The organism is Pseudarthrobacter enclensis (genome assembly GCF_001457025.1).
In the GTDB taxonomy this organism is placed as follows: domain Bacteria; phylum Actinomycetota; class Actinomycetes; order Actinomycetales; family Micrococcaceae; genus Arthrobacter; species Arthrobacter enclensis.
This window is the reverse complement of the sequence record NZ_KQ758601.1, coordinates 143,517-159,009: the sequence shown is the minus strand read 5'-3', so window position 1 is coordinate 159,009 and position 15,493 is coordinate 143,517. Positions and strand designations below refer to the sequence as shown.

The following is a 15,493-nucleotide window of genomic DNA, read 5'->3' as shown; positions in this document are numbered from 1 at the left end:
CGGGACTACCGCCGGATGAGCAGGGCTCGTGCACGAACTCCGATCGATGCTCACCGATCGCCGGTCCCAGTCTGGGTCCTAGGCCAACACCTCGCCCCGACGAATCACCAAAACGGGCCGGAAGTTGTGATCAACAACCACGACGTCGGCGCGCAGCCCGGTACGAAGGCTGCCCACCTCGGCGCCGAGGCCAAGGACCGCCGCCGGGACAGCCGTGGCGGACAGGACAGCCTCTGCAGCGTCCACGCCCGCGGCGATGGTCCGGCGCACCACGTCCAGCAGCGTGGCCGTGCCCCCAGCCAGGGCACCGCTGCCCCGCAGCCGCGCCTCACCATCCCGGACCACCACCCCGGCCGGGCCCAACTCATACTCGCCGTCCGGCAGTCCCGTGGCAGCCATCGAATCGGTCACCAGCGCAACGTTCGCAGCCCCCGCCAGGGCAAACACCATCCGCACCGTCTCGGGATCCAAGTGCACGCCATCAGCCACTAGTTCCACAGCGACGCGTCCCGCGGCAGCCAACCGGAGGCAGGCACCCACCGGACCGGGGGAGCGGTGGTGCAGCGGAGGCATGCCGTTGAAGAGGTGGGTGACCGTGGGGCGTGCGCCACCGGGCCCGGACGCCGCCAGCAGATCCGCCGCCTCGGTGAGCGAATCCGCCGTCGTGCGGGTGTCCGCATCGGTGTGCCCCAGCGACGGAACAACGCCGTGCGCCACCAGGGCCTGCACGAGGCCGGCCGCCCCAGACAGCTCCGGGGCGTACGTCATGGTCCGCAGGTGTCCGCCGGCAGCGCCGGCCAGTTCGCCCAGCAGCACGGGGTCCGGGTCCAGCAGGAACCGTGGATCCTGGGCGCCGCACCGGGCGTGGGACAGGAAAGGCCCCTCGGCGTGGAGGCCGGCAATCAATCCTTCCGCGGCGAGGACCCGAAGCGTCTTGGCGGTCTGCACCAGGTCTTCCCGCGGTGCGGTCACCAGACTTGCCAGCAGCGTGGTGGTCCCGCTGCGGTGCAGGAATTCGACGGCGGCACGGGCGGCCGCCGCATCACCGCCGGGGAAGTCCCCGCCGGCCGCGCCGTGGCAGTGCAGGTCCACCAGTCCAGGCAGGAGCAGGCTCCCCGGCGGCAGCTCAAGCTCGCGCAAGGAAGGCAGAGCCACGCTGTCCAGGCCCGCCCGCGGCCCCGCGTACGCGATCCGTCCGTCCATCACCGCGACGGCGCCGTCCCGGACGGTGGTGCCGTCCGTCAGGAGGGTGCCCGTGAGCAGAAGCGCGTGGGAAGCCGTCATGCCAGCGCGTCCACAAACCAGCCGGTAATGGTGGCCGGGTGCGTGATGGCGGTGCCCACCACCACGGCGAATGCACCGGCGTCGAGCGCCTGGCGGGCGTGGGCAGGGGTGTGGATCCGGCCCTCGGCGATCAGGGGGACACCAAACCCGGCCGCCGCAATCTCCGCCAGCAGGTCCAGGTCCGGCCCGGAGGTTTTGGGGCGCTCGCCGCTGTAGCCGGCCAGGGTGGTGCCCACCAGGTCTGCTCCGGCGTCGACCGCCGCAGCAGCATCCTGCAGCGACCCGCAGTCCGCCATTACCAGGGCATGCGATTCCGCGTGGATACCCGCCACGGTCTGCGCCAGGGAAAGGCCGTCCGGACGTTCACGCCGCGTCCCGTCAATCGCCACCACGTGGGCTCCGGCGTTGGCCACGGCGAGGGCATGCCGGAGGGTCGGCGTGATGAAGACGCCGTCATGCCCGTCCTTCCACAGCCCGATCACCGGCACTTCCACGGCTGACCGGGTGTGCTGCACGTCCGCCAGGCCCTGCACGCGGACCGCCGCTGCGCCGCCGGTCACAGCGGACGCAGCCACCTGTGCCGTGGTCCGGGGATCGCGCATCGGCTCACCCGGATATGCCTGGCAGGACACAATGAGCCGTCCACGCAGGGATTCGAGGGCATCGGGGGACAGGAGCATGGTCAGATCCTCTGGGATGTCGGGGCAGCAGCGCAACCGGACGCGCTGGAGGCGGCAGGGCGGGCCATGGGGGAATCAAGGACAAGGCGGGCGGCGCCAACCATCGCGGCGGCGTTCCCCAGGGCTGCCCGCCGGACGGGAACCCCGGCCAGTGCCGGAAGCAGTTCCGCGCGCAGCGCCGCTTCCATGGGGGCCCACCAGCGGGCACCGGCATCGGCCAGGCCTCCGGAGACCAGCACCACCTCGGGGTCCAGGATGTTGGCCAGTCCGCCCACCGCCTGGCCCGCAGCGGCGGCAGCCACATTTATGGCCTGGCAGGCAACAGCATCGCCCGAGCCGGCCAACGCGAACACAGCCCGGGTATCCGGCACGGACGCCTGCCCGCCCCGGCGGATATACAACTCAAGGATGGCCGGGCCGGATGCGATGGCCTCCACATGCCCGGCGCTGCCGCAGACGCACGGAAGAGGGGTGCCGCCGTCGTACGCGTACGGGGAAGCAAAGTGCCCCACATGCCCGCCGGCGTGACGGTGGCCCAGCACAGGGGCGCCGCCCAGCACGAAGCTGCCGCCAACGCCGGTGCCGAACGCCACCAGCAGCGAACTTGAGGTCCCCGCGGCTGCCCCGGTCCACGCCTCGCCCAACGCGTGGGCGTGCACGTCGTTCACCGCCAGGACGGACGACGCCGGCAGGCCCAGCCGTGCGGCCAGGCCTGCGGTGAGTGCCGTCCCGGCCCAGCCGGAGATGGCGTCCGTGGCGGAAACCACGGTGCCGCGCGCGGCATCAATGACCCCGGCGGACCCGACACCCACGCACCCCACCGTGACGCCGGCGTCGGACGCCTGCCGGAACAGCCCGGCAACAAGGCCTGCCGTGGCATCAAGGATGGCCGCACCGCCGGACCGGTTAAGGGTGCGGAGGGTCTCCGAAAACAACACCTCACCGGCATCGGAAACAACCCCGGCAGCAGTCTTGGTGCCCCCAAGGTCAACACCGATCGCGTACATCATTTTCTTCCTAACAGGGGATCTCGACAGGATCGATCACCGGACGGCCAAGTAGCGGATGGTGGTGGCATTTTCGTAGGCTGCGTTGTTGCGTGAGGAACGAGCGCAGCAGCCGGAAAATGTCGCCACCACCCGCAGCAACTAGACCAGGCCGTTGCGTTCGAGGATGACCTTGATGGCCGTGGTCTCGTCCTCGTTGAGGGCAGGCATTGGCGCGCTCATGGTGTTGGACTCGATGACGCCCATGATCTGCAGGGCGGTCTTGAACGCGCCGAGGCCGGCAGCTCCGCCGGAGACGCGGCCGTTGGGGGTGTAGACGATCTCGAACAGGTCGGCCAGGCGGTCCTGCTCTGCCGCGGCCTTGGCCCAGTCGCCGGCTTCTGCAGCGTCCACCAGGTTGCGGTAGCCGCGCGGGTCCACGTTGCCCAGGCCCGGGACCACGCCCTGGGCGCCGCCCAGCAGGGCGCCGTCCACCACCACTTCGTGGCCGGTGAAAATGTCGAAGTTGTCGATGTCCCGGGCGGCGAGCAGGAGCTGCCGGAAGGAGACATCGTCACCCGAGGAGTCCTTGACGCCGGCGATGACGCCTTCGCGGCCCAGCCGGACCAGCAGGTCGGTGGGGAGCTTGAAGTGCGTGCGGACGGGCACGTCGTAAGCGAAGACCGGCTTGCCGACCGCGGCGTGGATGCTGCGGAAGTGCGTCTCGGTTTCCGCCGCGTTGCCGATGGCGTAGTACATCGAGGTGACCACGATCGCGTCGGCGCCGAGGTCGATCACGCGCTTGGCTTCGTCAATGACGCGGTTGGTGGTCTGCTCGTTGGCGCCGACGATCAGCGGTACGGCGCGCTCGCCGGCGGCGGCGTTGGCCTCGGCGATGGTGCCCACCACCAGGTCACGTTCGGCCGTCGTCATGTACGGCACCTCGGCGGAGGAGCCCAGGACGAACAGGCCGGACACGCCGCCGTCGAGCAGGTGGTTGGTGAGGTTGTGCAGGGAGGCGGTGTCAATGCTGCCGTCTGCGTGGCGGGGAGTGACGACCGGCGGGATAACGCCGGAAAACTGGGAAGACAAAGGAATACTCCGATAACTGGGTTGGAAAAGGGGTGGTCTAGGTGTGCAGCAGGCTGGGGGCCGCGCCGAGGAGCTTCTTGGTGTAGTCGTTGCTGGGGTTGTCGAACACCTGCGCGGCCGGGCCCTCCTCGACGATCTGGCCGAAGTACATGACGCAGATGCGGTCGGAGACGTAGCGGACGGTCTGGATGTCGTGCGAGATGAACACCATGCCCAGGTTCAGGCGCGCCTTCAGGTCGGAGAGCAGGTTCAGGACCTGCGCGCGGACGGAGACATCCAGGGCCGACGTCGGCTCGTCCGCCACGATGATGTCCGGATCCAGCGCCAGCGCCCGCGCGATGGCCACGCGCTGCCTCTGGCCGCCGGACACCTGCGACGGCGTCACTTCAGCCGCGGAGGCCGGCAGGCCCACCAGCGCCAGCAGTTCCTTGACCTTGGCGGCGCGGCTGGCAGCGTTGCCGATCCCGTGCACCTGGAGCGGGTCGGTGAGGATGTCCTGAATGGTCATACGCGGGTTCAGGGCTGTGGCGGGGTCCTGGAACACCACCGACACGGAGCGGCCAAACTCTTTCCGCATGGCGGCGCTGCGCTTGATGGCGGGCTTGCCGTGGAACAGCACCTGCCCGGAGGTGGGCGCCTGCAGGCCCACCAGCACGGAGGCGAGGGTGGACTTGCCGCAGCCGGATTCACCCACGATGCCCACGGTTTCGCCGCGGCTGATGCTGAAGTCCACGCCATTGACGGCTTTGACCACGTTGGGCCGGAAAAGGCCGCCGGTGCGTGCCCGGTGGTGGACCTTGACGTCCTTGAGCTCAATGACCGGCTGTCCGGTGGAAATGCTCACTTGGCATCCTCCTTGAGGTGGCTGGCCCAGTAGTGGTCCGCATCCCCGCCGTGGGCCGAGGCCACGGCGGTGAGGACCAGCCGCTGGTTGGGGTCGGCGTCGCTGCGCAGGGACCGCGGCGCGAACCGGTCGCCGGGGGCGAAGTCGCTGGGGGAGGGGACCGTGCCGGGGATCTGGTGCAGGCGTGCGGCGTCGGCCTCGATGGAAAGCACGGCGCCCAGGAGCCCGCGGGTGTATTCGTGCTTCGGGTTCTGCAGCAGTTCGGAAGCCTGGGCCGATTCCACCACCTGGCCGGCGTACATGACCGTGATGCGGTGCGCCAGCGACGCCACGAGGGCGAGGTCGTGGCTGACGAAGACCATGGCGAAGCCCAGTTCCTCACGGAGTTCGTTGAGCAGGTCAACCACCTGCTTCTGCACGGTGACGTCCAGGGCGGTGGTGGGCTCGTCCGCCACCACGATCTTGGGCGAGCGGGACAGGGCCATGGCGATCAGGACGCGCTGCCGCTGGCCGCCGGAGAGCTCGTGCGGGTAGCTGGCCAGGGTGCGGACGGGGTCCAGCTTCACCATTTCCAGCAGCTCGGCCGGGGTCTTCCGGCCGCCGCGACGGGTCAGCTGCAGCATCTGGTCCTTGATCTTCATGGACGGGTTCAGTGAGCTGAGTGCGTCCTGGTAGACCATGGCAATCTGCTCGCCGCGCAGGCCCTGGTAGGCCTTGGCGTTGCTGTGGCTGGTGCCCGGGTCCAGGAGTTCCTTGCCGTCGAACATGATGGACCCGGTGATCCGGGCGGTCTTGGGCAGCAGGCCCATGACGGCCAGCGACGTGATGGACTTGCCGCAGCCGGATTCGCCCACCAGGCCCATGGTTTCGCCTTCGCGGACGGTGAAGGACACGTTGTCCACGATGGCCGTCTCACCGAACCGGTCGGGGAAGCGGATGGAGAGGTTCCTGACCTCGAGGACCGTCCGGGCGTCCGCGGGGACCTGGGGGAGGCGGTCCGTGCGGGTGGCCTCGACGGCGGCGAGCAGCTCCAGCTCGCGGTCCAGCAGTGCGTGCGGGTTGGCTGCGGCAGTGCGAACGTCGGTGAGGACCGCTGAGGTGTCCTGCCGGCCTTCGGTGGGGGTTGTTCCCGAAGCCGGCAGGACGCCGTCGAGCTCGTGCTGTTCCACGACCGACGGCTGGGCAACCGAGGTGGCCACTTCCGTGTCCACCGCGGAGCCGGTGACGGCGGCGCCGGCCACCGAAGCGGCAGCACCGTCGTCGTCCTTCACCGCCGGCGCGCGCCGCAGCCGGGGGTTGACCATGGCGTCGGTGAGTCCCTCAGCGAGGATGTTCAGCGCCAGGACGGTGAGGAGAATGGTGAGGCCGGCGAAGGTGGTGGCCCACCAGCCGCCGGACAGGACCAGGTTGCGGCCGTAGGAAATCACGTTGCCCCAGGACGGGGCGGGGTCCTGGACGCCGGCGCCCAGGAAGGACAGCGAGGCCTCAAGGATGATGGCGTCCGCCACCATCACCGTGGCGAACACCAGCACGGGGGCGGCAGTATTGCGCACAATGTGCTTGACCAGGATGTAGAACCGGCCGGCACCAATGACCCGCTCGGCGCGGACATAGTCTTCGCCGTACTGGGCCAGGACGTTGGCGCGGACCACCCGGGCCAGCTGCGGCGTGTAGATGATGGCGATGGCAACAATGATGGTGGGCACCGAGTTGCCGAACGCCGCCAGCAGCACCGCGGCCAGGGCGATGCCGGGGAACGCCATCAGGATGTCCATGATCCGCATGATGAGTTCATTGACGGCCTTGCTGGACGTGGCGGCCAGCGAGCCCAGGAGGGCCCCCACCAGCACCGCCAGGCCCACGGCGCCGAGGCCGATCATCAGGGAAGACTGCGAGCCGTACAGCAGGCGCGAGAAGATGTCGCGACCCAGCCGGTCGGTGCCGAAGAAGTGCTCGGCACCCGGGGGAGTGGCCGGCATGAAGGTCTCCAGCGGGTCGTGCGGGGCCAGGACCGGGGCGAACACGGCGGCGGCGGCGATCACCACCAGGAAGGCGAGGGCCAGCCGGGAGCCCCAGGGCAAGGCCTTGAGGCGGAGGCCGGGGGCGCTCAGACGTTCAGCGAGTTTGCTGCGCATGGGTCACACGGTCCTGATTCGGGGGTTGATGAGCAGGTAGAGCAGGTCCACGGCGATGTTCACCAGGACGAAGGTGACGGAGATGGTGAGCACCACGCCCTGCACCAGGTTCACGTCCAGGTTGGTGATGCCGTTGAGGATCAGCTGGCCCATGCCGGGCAGCGCGAAGATCATTTCGATGACGACGGCGCCGCCCAGCAGGTAGCCGATCCGCAGTCCCAGCACGGTCACCGGAGTGACGAGTGCGTTGCGGAGCACGTTCTTGGACACCACTTCGCGGTAGGGCACGCCGTTGCCGATGGCGGTGCGGACGTAGTCCCGGTCCAGCTCCTCCACCATGGAGGTGCGGACCACCCGGATGAGCGAGGCTGACACCGGGATGCCGAGGGCCAGGGCGGGCAGCGCCATCGAGTTGAGCCAGCCGCCGAAGCCGGACTCCGGGGTGGCAATGCCGCCGGACGGGAACATCGCTGCCGGACCCAGGGCGAACCACTGGATCAGGAGGATGCCCAGCCAAAACGACGGCGTTGCCACCGCGGCGATGGAGAACACGCGGACCAGCTGGTCCTGCCACTTGTCCCGGTACAGGGCGCCGATGATGCCGAACACCAGGGAGACCACGATGGCGATGACGACGCCCAGGAAGGTCAGCTGCAGCGTCAGGGGGAACGCGGAGCCGATCATGCCCGCCACGGACTTGGCAGGGGGCGTGGTGACGCCCAGGTCAAACTGGAGGAGCTTGCCCAGGAACCGCACATACTGCAGCAGCAGCGGATCGTTCAGGCCGTTTGCCTGCCGGTACTGTTCCTTGGCCTCTTCGCTGGCGCCCTCGCCCAGGGCGCTGCTGGCCTGGTCTCCGGGGGCTGCCTGCAGGACCAGGAACACCAGCAGGGTGATGCCTAGGACCATCAGCGGCAGGGCTGCGAGCCGTCGGCCCAGCAGTCGCAATATGGTGCTCAATGTAGTCTCCGGTGGGTAGGGCTAGGCGGTGCGGCCCACACCAACGAAGGACACTCCGGTGGTGGGGAGGGGCTTGAAGCCGCTCAGTTTCTTGGCGTCCCAGGCGCTGGGAAGCTGGCGGTGGAACAGCGGGTACAGCGGGACCTCTTCGGACACCAGGTCCACGATCTCGCCGGTCAGCTTCTTGGCGTCGTCCTTGGATGCCTGGCCGGCCTTGGACATCAGGTCCACCAGCTGGGCGCGCTCCGGGGTGTCGCCCCAGAAAGCGCGGTTCTTCATCCAAGTGTCGCCGGCGTAGAACCAGCTCAGCAGCAGGTCTGCGTCGTTGCCGAACACCGAGGGATCGCCCGGGGCGGCAACAACCTTGTAATCGCCCTTGGCCACGCGGTCCGTGTACAGGGCGCCGGACTGCAGGTTCTTCAGCGTGACCTTGACACCGGGGATCTTGTTCCAGGATTCGAGCATCAGCGGTGCCACGTCCTTGACCCAGGCGGTGTCCGTGGTGAGCAGTTCGAATTCCAGGCTGGTGACGCCGGCTTCCTTCAGGAGGTCCTCGGCCTTCTTGGCGTCGTAGCCGTAGACGTTCTTGGCCTTGACGTAGTCCGGGTGGCCTTCATGGAAGTAGGAGCTGGCCGGCTTCGCGTTGCCGAACAGGGCCTTCTTGATGATGGAATCCTTGTCCAGACCGTAATGGAGGGCCTGGCGGACCAACTTGTTGTTGAAGGGGGCGGCGTTGCAGTTGAACATCATGAACAGCAGGCCAAAGGACTGCACCGCTTCGACCGTGGCGGCCGACTTGAGGCCCTCCATGTCCAGGTAGGGGACGTCCTCGATGGCCTGGACGCGGCCGGACTGCATGGCGGTGACGCGGGCGGCGGCGTCGGAGAGCAGCAGCCAGGTCATGCCCTTGGCCAGCGCAGGCATGGGGCCGTTGTAGGCCTGGTTGGCCTCAAAGACGATCTTGTCGTCCTTGACGGCGGAGATGAGCTTGTAGGGGCCGGTGCCTACGGGCTTGGCGTCGAAGGATTTCAGCTGGTCGGAGCCGAACGGGAAGTTGGTGAGCGCCTTGGGGACCACCTTCACCACGGAAATGCGCGGGCCGAAGCCGGGGAACGCGTACTTGAGGGTGAACTCAACGGTCTTTGCGTCGAGGGCCTTGACCTCCTTGATGAACGGGATGAACTGAGAGAACAGCGACTTGTTGGCGGGGTCCATCACGCGGGTGAAGGAGAACACCACGTCCTCGGCGGTGACCGGGGAACCGTCGTGGAAGACCGCGCCGTCGCGGAGGGTTACCTGGTACTGGGTGTCGCTGACCATCTTGGGGTCTGCCGCGGCCAGGGCGTTGTACGGCTCGCGGGTGGCCGGATGCAGCTCGATGAGGCCCTCGAACACGTGCAGGTTGGCGGCCATGGGGGTGGCGCCGGAGGAGGAGATGGGGTCGAAGCCGGTGGACAGTGCGTAGGAGATGCCGGCCTCGATGGTGAGGTCCTTGTTGATGGGCGAGGTGTTCTCCGTGGCGCCCGTGGTGGTGGCCGCGGGGCCGCCGCAGGCAGCGAGGGAGCCGGCGAAGGCTGCGGCCAGGCCCATGGCCCCGCCGAGCTTCAGGAAGTTCCGGCGGCTGGCGTCATTGACCAGCGGCAGGTTCTTGATGTTGTTCATGTGCCTCACCATTCAAAAGATGTTTATCGGATGTAGGATGTCCTAGCTCGTAGTGAAAACTGTAAGTCCCATCACAGCCAGCGTCAAGTGCGCAGCACCACACCCGACCCACGCACCCGTCTGCCGCCCTTTCCAGAATTGGAGCCCCCATGCCATTGATCATCGGCGCATACCCTGCCCACCCGGACGAAGGGCGGGAGCATTTCTACCGGGAGCTTGGATCCCTCTCCGCGGTCCGGGGCTTGGAACTTCCTTACGGGCCCTTCGGCGGGACCCCTTGGCCGGATGGCGCTCCGGAAGGTTGGTCCGCCGTCGTGACGTCCATCCCCGGGACCATGCAGCGGCTGGGGAGGAAGCCGGCGTTCGGGCTCGCCTCCCCGGACGCTGCAGGCCGGCGGGAAGCGCTGGAGTTCACCGCCGGCGTTCGGGAGTACGTGCTGCGCCTCGAGGATGCCGGCCATGCAGTGGAAGCCGTCGAGCTGCATTCTGCGCCTTATCCGGGCGCGTTCGCGCCGCGCTTCCGGGAGTCCCTCGAGGAAATCCTCGGCTGGGACTGGGGAACCACCCGGGTGCTGGTGGAACACTGCGACGCGCCACGGGATAGCGGCAGGCCCGAGAAGGGCTTCCTGCCATTCGGCGAGGAAGTGGACGTGCTCCGCTCGCTTCAGGATCAGGCCGGAGGCCGGGTAGGGCTCGTGATCAACTGGGCCCGGTCGGTCATTGAAACCCGCAACCCGGACACTGCAGCCGAACACATTGCCCAGGCCCGGGCCGCCGGAGTACTGGCGGGCGTCATGTTCTCCGGCTGCTCACCGGTCGAGACGGAGTTCGGCTACCCCTGGATTGATGCGCACCTTCCGCCGGTGGAGGTGGACGGCGCACCGTCCACCTCGCTCCTGGGCCGCGGCCACCTGGCGGACTGCCTCGCCGCCGCCGGTCCGGTTCCCCTGCTCGGCTTCAAGATCGGACTTCCGGCCCAGGGGCTTTCCGTGAGCCAGCGGGTGGGCCGCCTCAGGCAGATGTGTTCGCTGCTGGAGGGGAGTCTTCCACGGTGACGTCTCCGGTGGCCATGTTGAACCGGAAGGTCCACGAGAGCCGCACGGAGAAGCCGCATCCCTCCCCCTCCACCGCATAGGTGACTTCCAGGAACTCCTTCTCCAGATCCGCAGCCGTGACCGTGTGGGAGGGGGTGAAGTAGAGCGCCTCCCCGCCCGGTGGCAGGTCGGTGGCGGGAAAGGCCTCCGCTCCGGGGCCGGACAGCCTGACCCGCCCGAGTGTTGTGCCGCCGTCGTTCCTTACCCTGCCAGTGAAGGCGAGGATGTCGCCCGCCTTGTAGCCGGGGGTGATAGGGCCGTAGTTCAGGTCCTGCGCCTCGCGCGTGCCCAGGACCTGGACCTGGCCGTCGGAGTAGCCCTGGCCGATCTCCTTCGACGCCGAACCCCAGCCACCGCCGTCGGGCGCCATGACGTGGAATTCGCCCACGTTCTGCCACACGGCGGGCAGGCCGGGGGTGACGGAGCGCAGTTCCATGTCGAAGGTGGGGCCGGCATCCGGCGCGTGGTGCGGGGCTGCTTCCGGAAGTTGCGGGGCAGTGAGCTGGTCCGTCAGCTGCGCGGCCGGGATGGAAACGAAGACGATCTGCCGGTAGCCCTGCCGTTCGTACAGGACGCCAATGTTCCCGTCCGGCAGGCGCGTGGCGGTGGAGTAGGCGGAACTGCCCGCGCACAGGACCACCCCAGCGCGCCATGTACTGCCGTTGTCCGTGGAGAGGCTCAGGACGGTGTTGCGGCGCAGTGCCGTGTCCCGGTTGTTGGTGGCCAGGAGCCACCGGTCCGTCGCGGTGGTGGCGAGGCCCTCCACAGCCGGCAGGCCGTCGAAGCGGCTGAGTGACCCGTTGTCGCTCGGGTCCGGCAGGTCCTCCACCGGCAGCAGGGCGCTCCAGTCCTGACCGCCGTTGATGGATCTGGCCGCGAGCCTGCGCGGCGTGGCCCGGCTGTGCAGGAGCAGGCTCCCGTCTTCCAGGGCCGCCACCTTGTTTTCGTTCGGTGTGGCGCCATGGGTTCCGGCGCCGATAAGTTCCCCGAAGGTCCAGCTGTCCCCGTGGTCGTCGCTGTAGGCGGAGGCGGCCATGATGGCCCCTCCGCACAGCAGTACGAACTGCTGGACCAGGCGGCCGTGGAACGGGCCGGTGTGGATCTGGATTCCCTGCCCGGCGGCGGCGAACATGCCGGTGATGTCCCGGCCGGCGGGGGTGCTGCCCTTCAGCTCGGCGGTGAGGCGCCGGTGCTGCCAGGTCACCCCGTCATCGTCGGACCAGCTGAGGTCGCAGTGCTGGACGGACTCGTCCTCCGGCGCGGATCCCGTGGTGGATTCGAAGAACCCGGCCCGGGTCCCGGCGGCGTGGAACAGGAAGATCCGTCCCGTTTCGGTATCCACCAGCAGGCTGGAATCGCCGAAGCCCTCCAGTCCTGTCCCGCGCCGCACCACCTGCTGGACGCCCCATGAAACTCCGCTGTCCGTGCTGCGACGGACCAGCAGGTCGATGGGGCTGGGCAGGTCATCGAGGTTAGGCCTGCCGTCGTACGCGGCAAGGAGCGTTCCGCGCGCGGTGACGGCGAGTGCCGGGATGCGGTATTGCCGGTATCCGCCGCGGCCTCGGGTGGCCAGGACGTGCTCAACGGAGGGCTCGGCGGCAGGCCGGGAAATCGGTAGGTAGGACGTCACATGTCAAGTCTAGCTTTCCCGAGCGCACCAACCTATGGTGGTAGGACGTCGTATGTAGCAGGAATCATAGTGAGGTTCCCGAGAGCGGCGTCGTCACCTCCATTCGAGCCGCAGCGCGGCGTCCAGAAAGGACATGGGTTTGCGAATTACCACCAGAAGAACCAGGAAGAGATCACTGGGTAAGGCCACGGGCACAGGGGCCCTCGCCCTTGCCCTGCTGGCTGCAAGCGGGCTGCCCGCACAGGCCGCACCCATCCCGTCCACCAGTCCCACCGCGCCGCCCGGCAGCTTCCAGGAAACGAACCTGGCAGCGGACCGGACCGCCAGCAACTTTTTCTACCGGATCCCGGCCCTGTCTTACCTGGGCAACGGCGTGGTCCTCGCCGCCTGGGACGGCCGGCCCGGCAGCGCAGCCGATGCCCCCAATCCCAACTCCATCGTGCAGCGCCGCAGCATCGACGGAGGCCGGACCTGGGGCCCCGTGCAGGTCATCGCTGCCGGGCACGTCGCCGACGCCTCCGGCCCGAAGTACGGCTACAGCGACCCGTCCTACATTTACGACACCGAGGCCGGGAAGGTCTTCGCCTTCTTTGTCTACTCCAAGGACCAGGGCTTCGGCGGCAGCCAGTTTGGCAACGATGATGCGGACAGGAACGTCATTTCCTCGGCCGTGATCGAATCGTCCGACGCCGGCGCCACCTGGAGCCAGCCGCGCCTCATCACCGGCGTCACCAAGCCGGGCACCAGCAAGACCAGCCCCGTGGCGGGCGACGTCCGCTCCAACTTCGCGTCCTCCGGCGAAGGCATCCAGCTTAAGTACGGGCCATACAAGGGCCGCCTGATCCAGCAGTACGCCGGCGATGTCCGCCAGGCTGACGGCACCAACAGGATCCAGGCCTACAGCGTCTACTCCGACGACCATGGCGCCACCTGGCACAAGGGCGCCAACGTGGGCGACCGGATGGACGAGAACAAAACCGTGGAACTCTCGGACGGGCGCGTGCTGCTCAACTCCCGGGACAACGCCAACCAGGGCTACCGCAAGGTGGCGGTCTCCACCGACGGCGGCGCCACCTACGGGCCGGTCACGCAGGACACCGAACTGCCGGACCCGGCCAACAACGGCGCCATCGCACGGATGTTCCCCAACGCCCCGCAGGGTTCCGCCGACGCGAAAAAACTGATCTTCACCAACGCCAACTCCAAGACCGGCCGCGAGAACGTCTCCGCCCGGGTGTCCTGCGACGACGGTGCCACCTGGCCGGGAGTGCGCACCATCCGCTCCGGCTTCTCCGCCTACTCCACCGTGACCCGGCTGGATGAGGGCAGGTTCGGCGTCCTGTACGAGGGCAACTACACGGACAACATGCCGTTCGCCGCCTTCGACGACGCGTGGCTGAACTACGCCTGCGCCCCGCTGGCCGTCCCCGCCGTCACCACCGCACCCGGTGCCACCAAGCAGGTGTCCGTGACCGTCACCAACCAGGAACCGGTCACGCTCACCGGCGCCACCGCCACCGTCTACACCCCCAGCGGCTGGTCCGCCACCACGGTGCCCGTTCCCGACGTCGCCCCCGGTGCCTCCGCCACCGTCACCGTGGACCTGACCGCTCCGGCCAACGCCAGCGGTCCACAAAACCTCAACGCAGCATTCACGACGGCGGACGGCCGGGTTTCGCAGGCCACCTTCACGGCCACCGTCCCCGTGGCACCCCAAGTGGGTCTCACCATCACCGGCTCCGCGCCGGACCGCGACGTCGCGACCAGCCCCTACCAGGCCGGCGACGTGCTCAGCTATACCTTCAACGTCAAGAGCACGGCCAACGTCACCGCCAACTCCGTGCCCGTCTCCGGCACGTTCGACGCCGGCTTCCTGCCACCATCGGCTCCCAACTGCCGGTACAACAACCTGGCTGCCGGCGCCAGCTACACCTGCACCACCGCCCGGCACACGGTAACGGCCGAAGACATCTCCCGCGGCTACTTCGTGCCCCAGGCAACCTTCAGCATCACGGCCAGCGCGACGCCGTCGCTCACCAGGACGGTCACCTTCACCGGCGCCGCCGTGGCACTGCGCGACGGCCTGGTGGCCGCCACCATTACCGGCAGCCGCAGCGACGCAGGCCGGGACCTGGGCGCGCAGCCGTACACGGCGGGGGAGGCGTTTCCCTACACGTTCGACGTCACCAACACCAGCCCACTGGTGGAGAAGGTGGTGCCCACGGCCGGGAACTTCAGCCCGTTCGTCCCGGACGGCCCCGGAAACTGCCGGTACAGTGTCCTGCCCGCGGGCCAGTCCTACAGCTGCGCCACGCCACGCCACACCGTCACCGCCGCGGAAGCGGACCAGGGCTTCTTCATCCCCGAGACCAGCTGGGACGTCAGCGCTGCGGGACAGACCACCCGCACCTATGCCGTCAACGGAGGCGAGGTGGACCTCAAGGTCCGCGACACCAGGCTCGAGGGCACGGTTTCCGCTGAGTGGACCGACAACGACGGCGACCGGTACGCCTCCGCGGGCGACACCGTCACCTACACCTACACCCTGGGCAACGCCGGCAACGTGGCCCTCACCGGAGTTGCCGCTCCGGACGCCGGCATCAGCGAATCCCTCCTCGCCGCCGGCAGCAGCGTCACCGCCACCCGGGACCACGTGCTCACCGCCGCGGACATCACCGCCGGAAAGCTGGCGCCCGTCAGCTTCGCGGCGGCGGCTGACAACGGCGCCAGGCACGTCACGGCGTCGGTCACCGGCGGCGGCATCGAGCTCAACCTGCAGCCCGCGCAGCCCGGCACCATACCGGCCTTGACGGTCCAGGACTTCGACGGCCAGGCACCGCCCTCCGACCTCGGCACCGCGGACAAATACCGCAACGGCCAGAAGGTGGTCCTCCAGGGCCTCGACTACGGGCAGTGGTACTACGTCTACCTCAACAAGCGCAGCCAACGGATCGGCTGGATCTTCCCCACCACGGACAACACCGTGGAGTTCATCCTGCCCGCCGATATCCAGAACGGCCGCGACGACGTGGTGGTCCTGGACCAGGACGGCAAGCAGGTCTCCTTCGACCGGCTGCAGGTGACCCCCAAGGGTTAGCCTGCACGCTGCTCACAGACGTGAACGGC

Annotated in this window: 11 protein-coding genes; 2 read left to right on the top strand and 9 right to left on the bottom strand. The window is 68.5% G+C overall.

Going from position 1 to position 15,493, the window contains the following annotated elements:
* Positions 1-78: 78 nt before the first annotated feature.
* The 8 genes from nagA to AS031_RS08780 all read right to left on the bottom strand — a co-directional run bounded on the left by nagA (position 79) and on the right by AS031_RS08780 (position 9,655).
* A complete protein-coding gene (nagA, locus tag AS031_RS08815) occupies positions 79-1,284 on the bottom strand; it encodes an N-acetylglucosamine-6-phosphate deacetylase (protein ID WP_058267772.1) in 1,206 nt (401 codons plus the stop codon).
* A complete protein-coding gene (locus tag AS031_RS08810; RefSeq protein ID WP_058267771.1) occupies positions 1,281-1,964 on the bottom strand; it encodes an N-acetylmannosamine-6-phosphate 2-epimerase in 684 nt (227 codons plus the stop codon). Before AS031_RS08810 ends, nagA begins: the two co-directional genes overlap by 4 nt.
* A 2-nt stretch (positions 1,965-1,966) precedes the next feature.
* The gene (locus AS031_RS08805) at positions 1,967-2,974 is read right to left on the bottom strand and encodes an ROK family protein (protein ID WP_058267770.1); all 1,008 of its coding nucleotides are present in this window, start codon (positions 2,972-2,974) and stop codon (positions 1,967-1,969) included.
* A 138-nt stretch (positions 2,975-3,112) separates the two neighbouring features.
* Entirely contained in the window at positions 3,113-4,042 is a 930-nt protein-coding gene (locus AS031_RS08800) for a dihydrodipicolinate synthase family protein (RefSeq protein ID WP_058267769.1), read from the bottom strand.
* Positions 4,043-4,079: 37 nt separating this feature from the next.
* Entirely contained in the window at positions 4,080-4,886 is an 807-nt protein-coding gene (locus AS031_RS08795) for an ATP-binding cassette domain-containing protein (protein WP_058267768.1), read from the bottom strand.
* On the bottom strand, positions 4,883-7,021 hold the full coding sequence (locus AS031_RS08790; protein ID WP_058267767.1) for a dipeptide/oligopeptide/nickel ABC transporter permease/ATP-binding protein: 2,139 nt from the start codon (positions 7,019-7,021) through the stop codon (positions 4,883-4,885). The genes AS031_RS08795 and AS031_RS08790 overlap by 4 nt, the downstream gene beginning before the upstream one ends.
* A gap of 3 nt (positions 7,022-7,024) precedes the next feature.
* Complete coding sequence (locus AS031_RS08785; protein WP_141688789.1) at positions 7,025-7,981, bottom strand: ABC transporter permease; 957 nt, start codon at positions 7,979-7,981, stop codon at positions 7,025-7,027.
* Positions 7,982-8,002: 21 nt separating this feature from the next.
* Positions 8,003-9,655 carry an ABC transporter substrate-binding protein gene (locus tag AS031_RS08780; protein ID WP_058267766.1) on the bottom strand — a complete coding sequence of 551 codons (1,653 nt, stop codon included), beginning with the start codon at positions 9,653-9,655 and terminating at the stop codon, positions 8,003-8,005.
* 137 nt (positions 9,656-9,792) lie between these two features.
* Between AS031_RS08780 and AS031_RS08775 the strand changes: the two genes are divergently transcribed.
* Positions 9,793-10,698, top strand: a complete 906-nt coding sequence (locus tag AS031_RS08775; protein WP_058267765.1) for a DUF4862 family protein — start codon at positions 9,793-9,795, stop codon at positions 10,696-10,698.
* Here AS031_RS08775 and AS031_RS08770 read toward each other — a convergent pair.
* Positions 10,655-12,367, bottom strand: a complete 1,713-nt coding sequence (locus AS031_RS08770) for a sialidase family protein (RefSeq protein WP_058267764.1) — start codon at positions 12,365-12,367, stop codon at positions 10,655-10,657. The genes AS031_RS08775 and AS031_RS08770 overlap by 44 nt on opposite strands.
* 133 nt (positions 12,368-12,500) lie before the next feature.
* Between AS031_RS08770 and AS031_RS08765 the strand changes: the two genes are divergently transcribed.
* On the top strand, positions 12,501-15,464 hold the full coding sequence (locus AS031_RS08765; RefSeq protein ID WP_074446947.1) for an exo-alpha-sialidase: 2,964 nt from the start codon (positions 12,501-12,503) through the stop codon (positions 15,462-15,464).
* Positions 15,465-15,493: the final 29 nt, after the last annotated feature.

What these genes read in the sequence shown, in the direction of transcription:
- AS031_RS08775 (WP_058267765.1), top strand. Translation starts at nt 9,793, where the DNA reads ATGCCATTGATCATCGGCGCATACCCTGCCCACCCGGACGAAGGGCGG.
- AS031_RS08810 (WP_058267771.1), bottom strand. Translation starts at nt 1,964, where the DNA reads ATGCTCCTGTCCCCCGATGCCCTCGAATCCCTGCGTGGACGGCTCATT.
- AS031_RS08805 (WP_058267770.1), bottom strand. Translation starts at nt 2,974, where the DNA reads ATGATGTACGCGATCGGTGTTGACCTTGGGGGCACCAAGACTGCTGCC.
- nagA (WP_058267772.1), bottom strand. Translation starts at nt 1,284, where the DNA reads ATGACGGCTTCCCACGCGCTTCTGCTCACGGGCACCCTCCTGACGGAC.
- AS031_RS08765 (WP_074446947.1), top strand. Translation starts at nt 12,501, where the DNA reads ATGGGTTTGCGAATTACCACCAGAAGAACCAGGAAGAGATCACTGGGT.
- AS031_RS08780 (WP_058267766.1), bottom strand. Translation starts at nt 9,655, where the DNA reads ATGGTGAGGCACATGAACAACATCAAGAACCTGCCGCTGGTCAATGAC.
- AS031_RS08790 (WP_058267767.1), bottom strand. Translation starts at nt 7,021, where the DNA reads ATGCGCAGCAAACTCGCTGAACGTCTGAGCGCCCCCGGCCTCCGCCTC.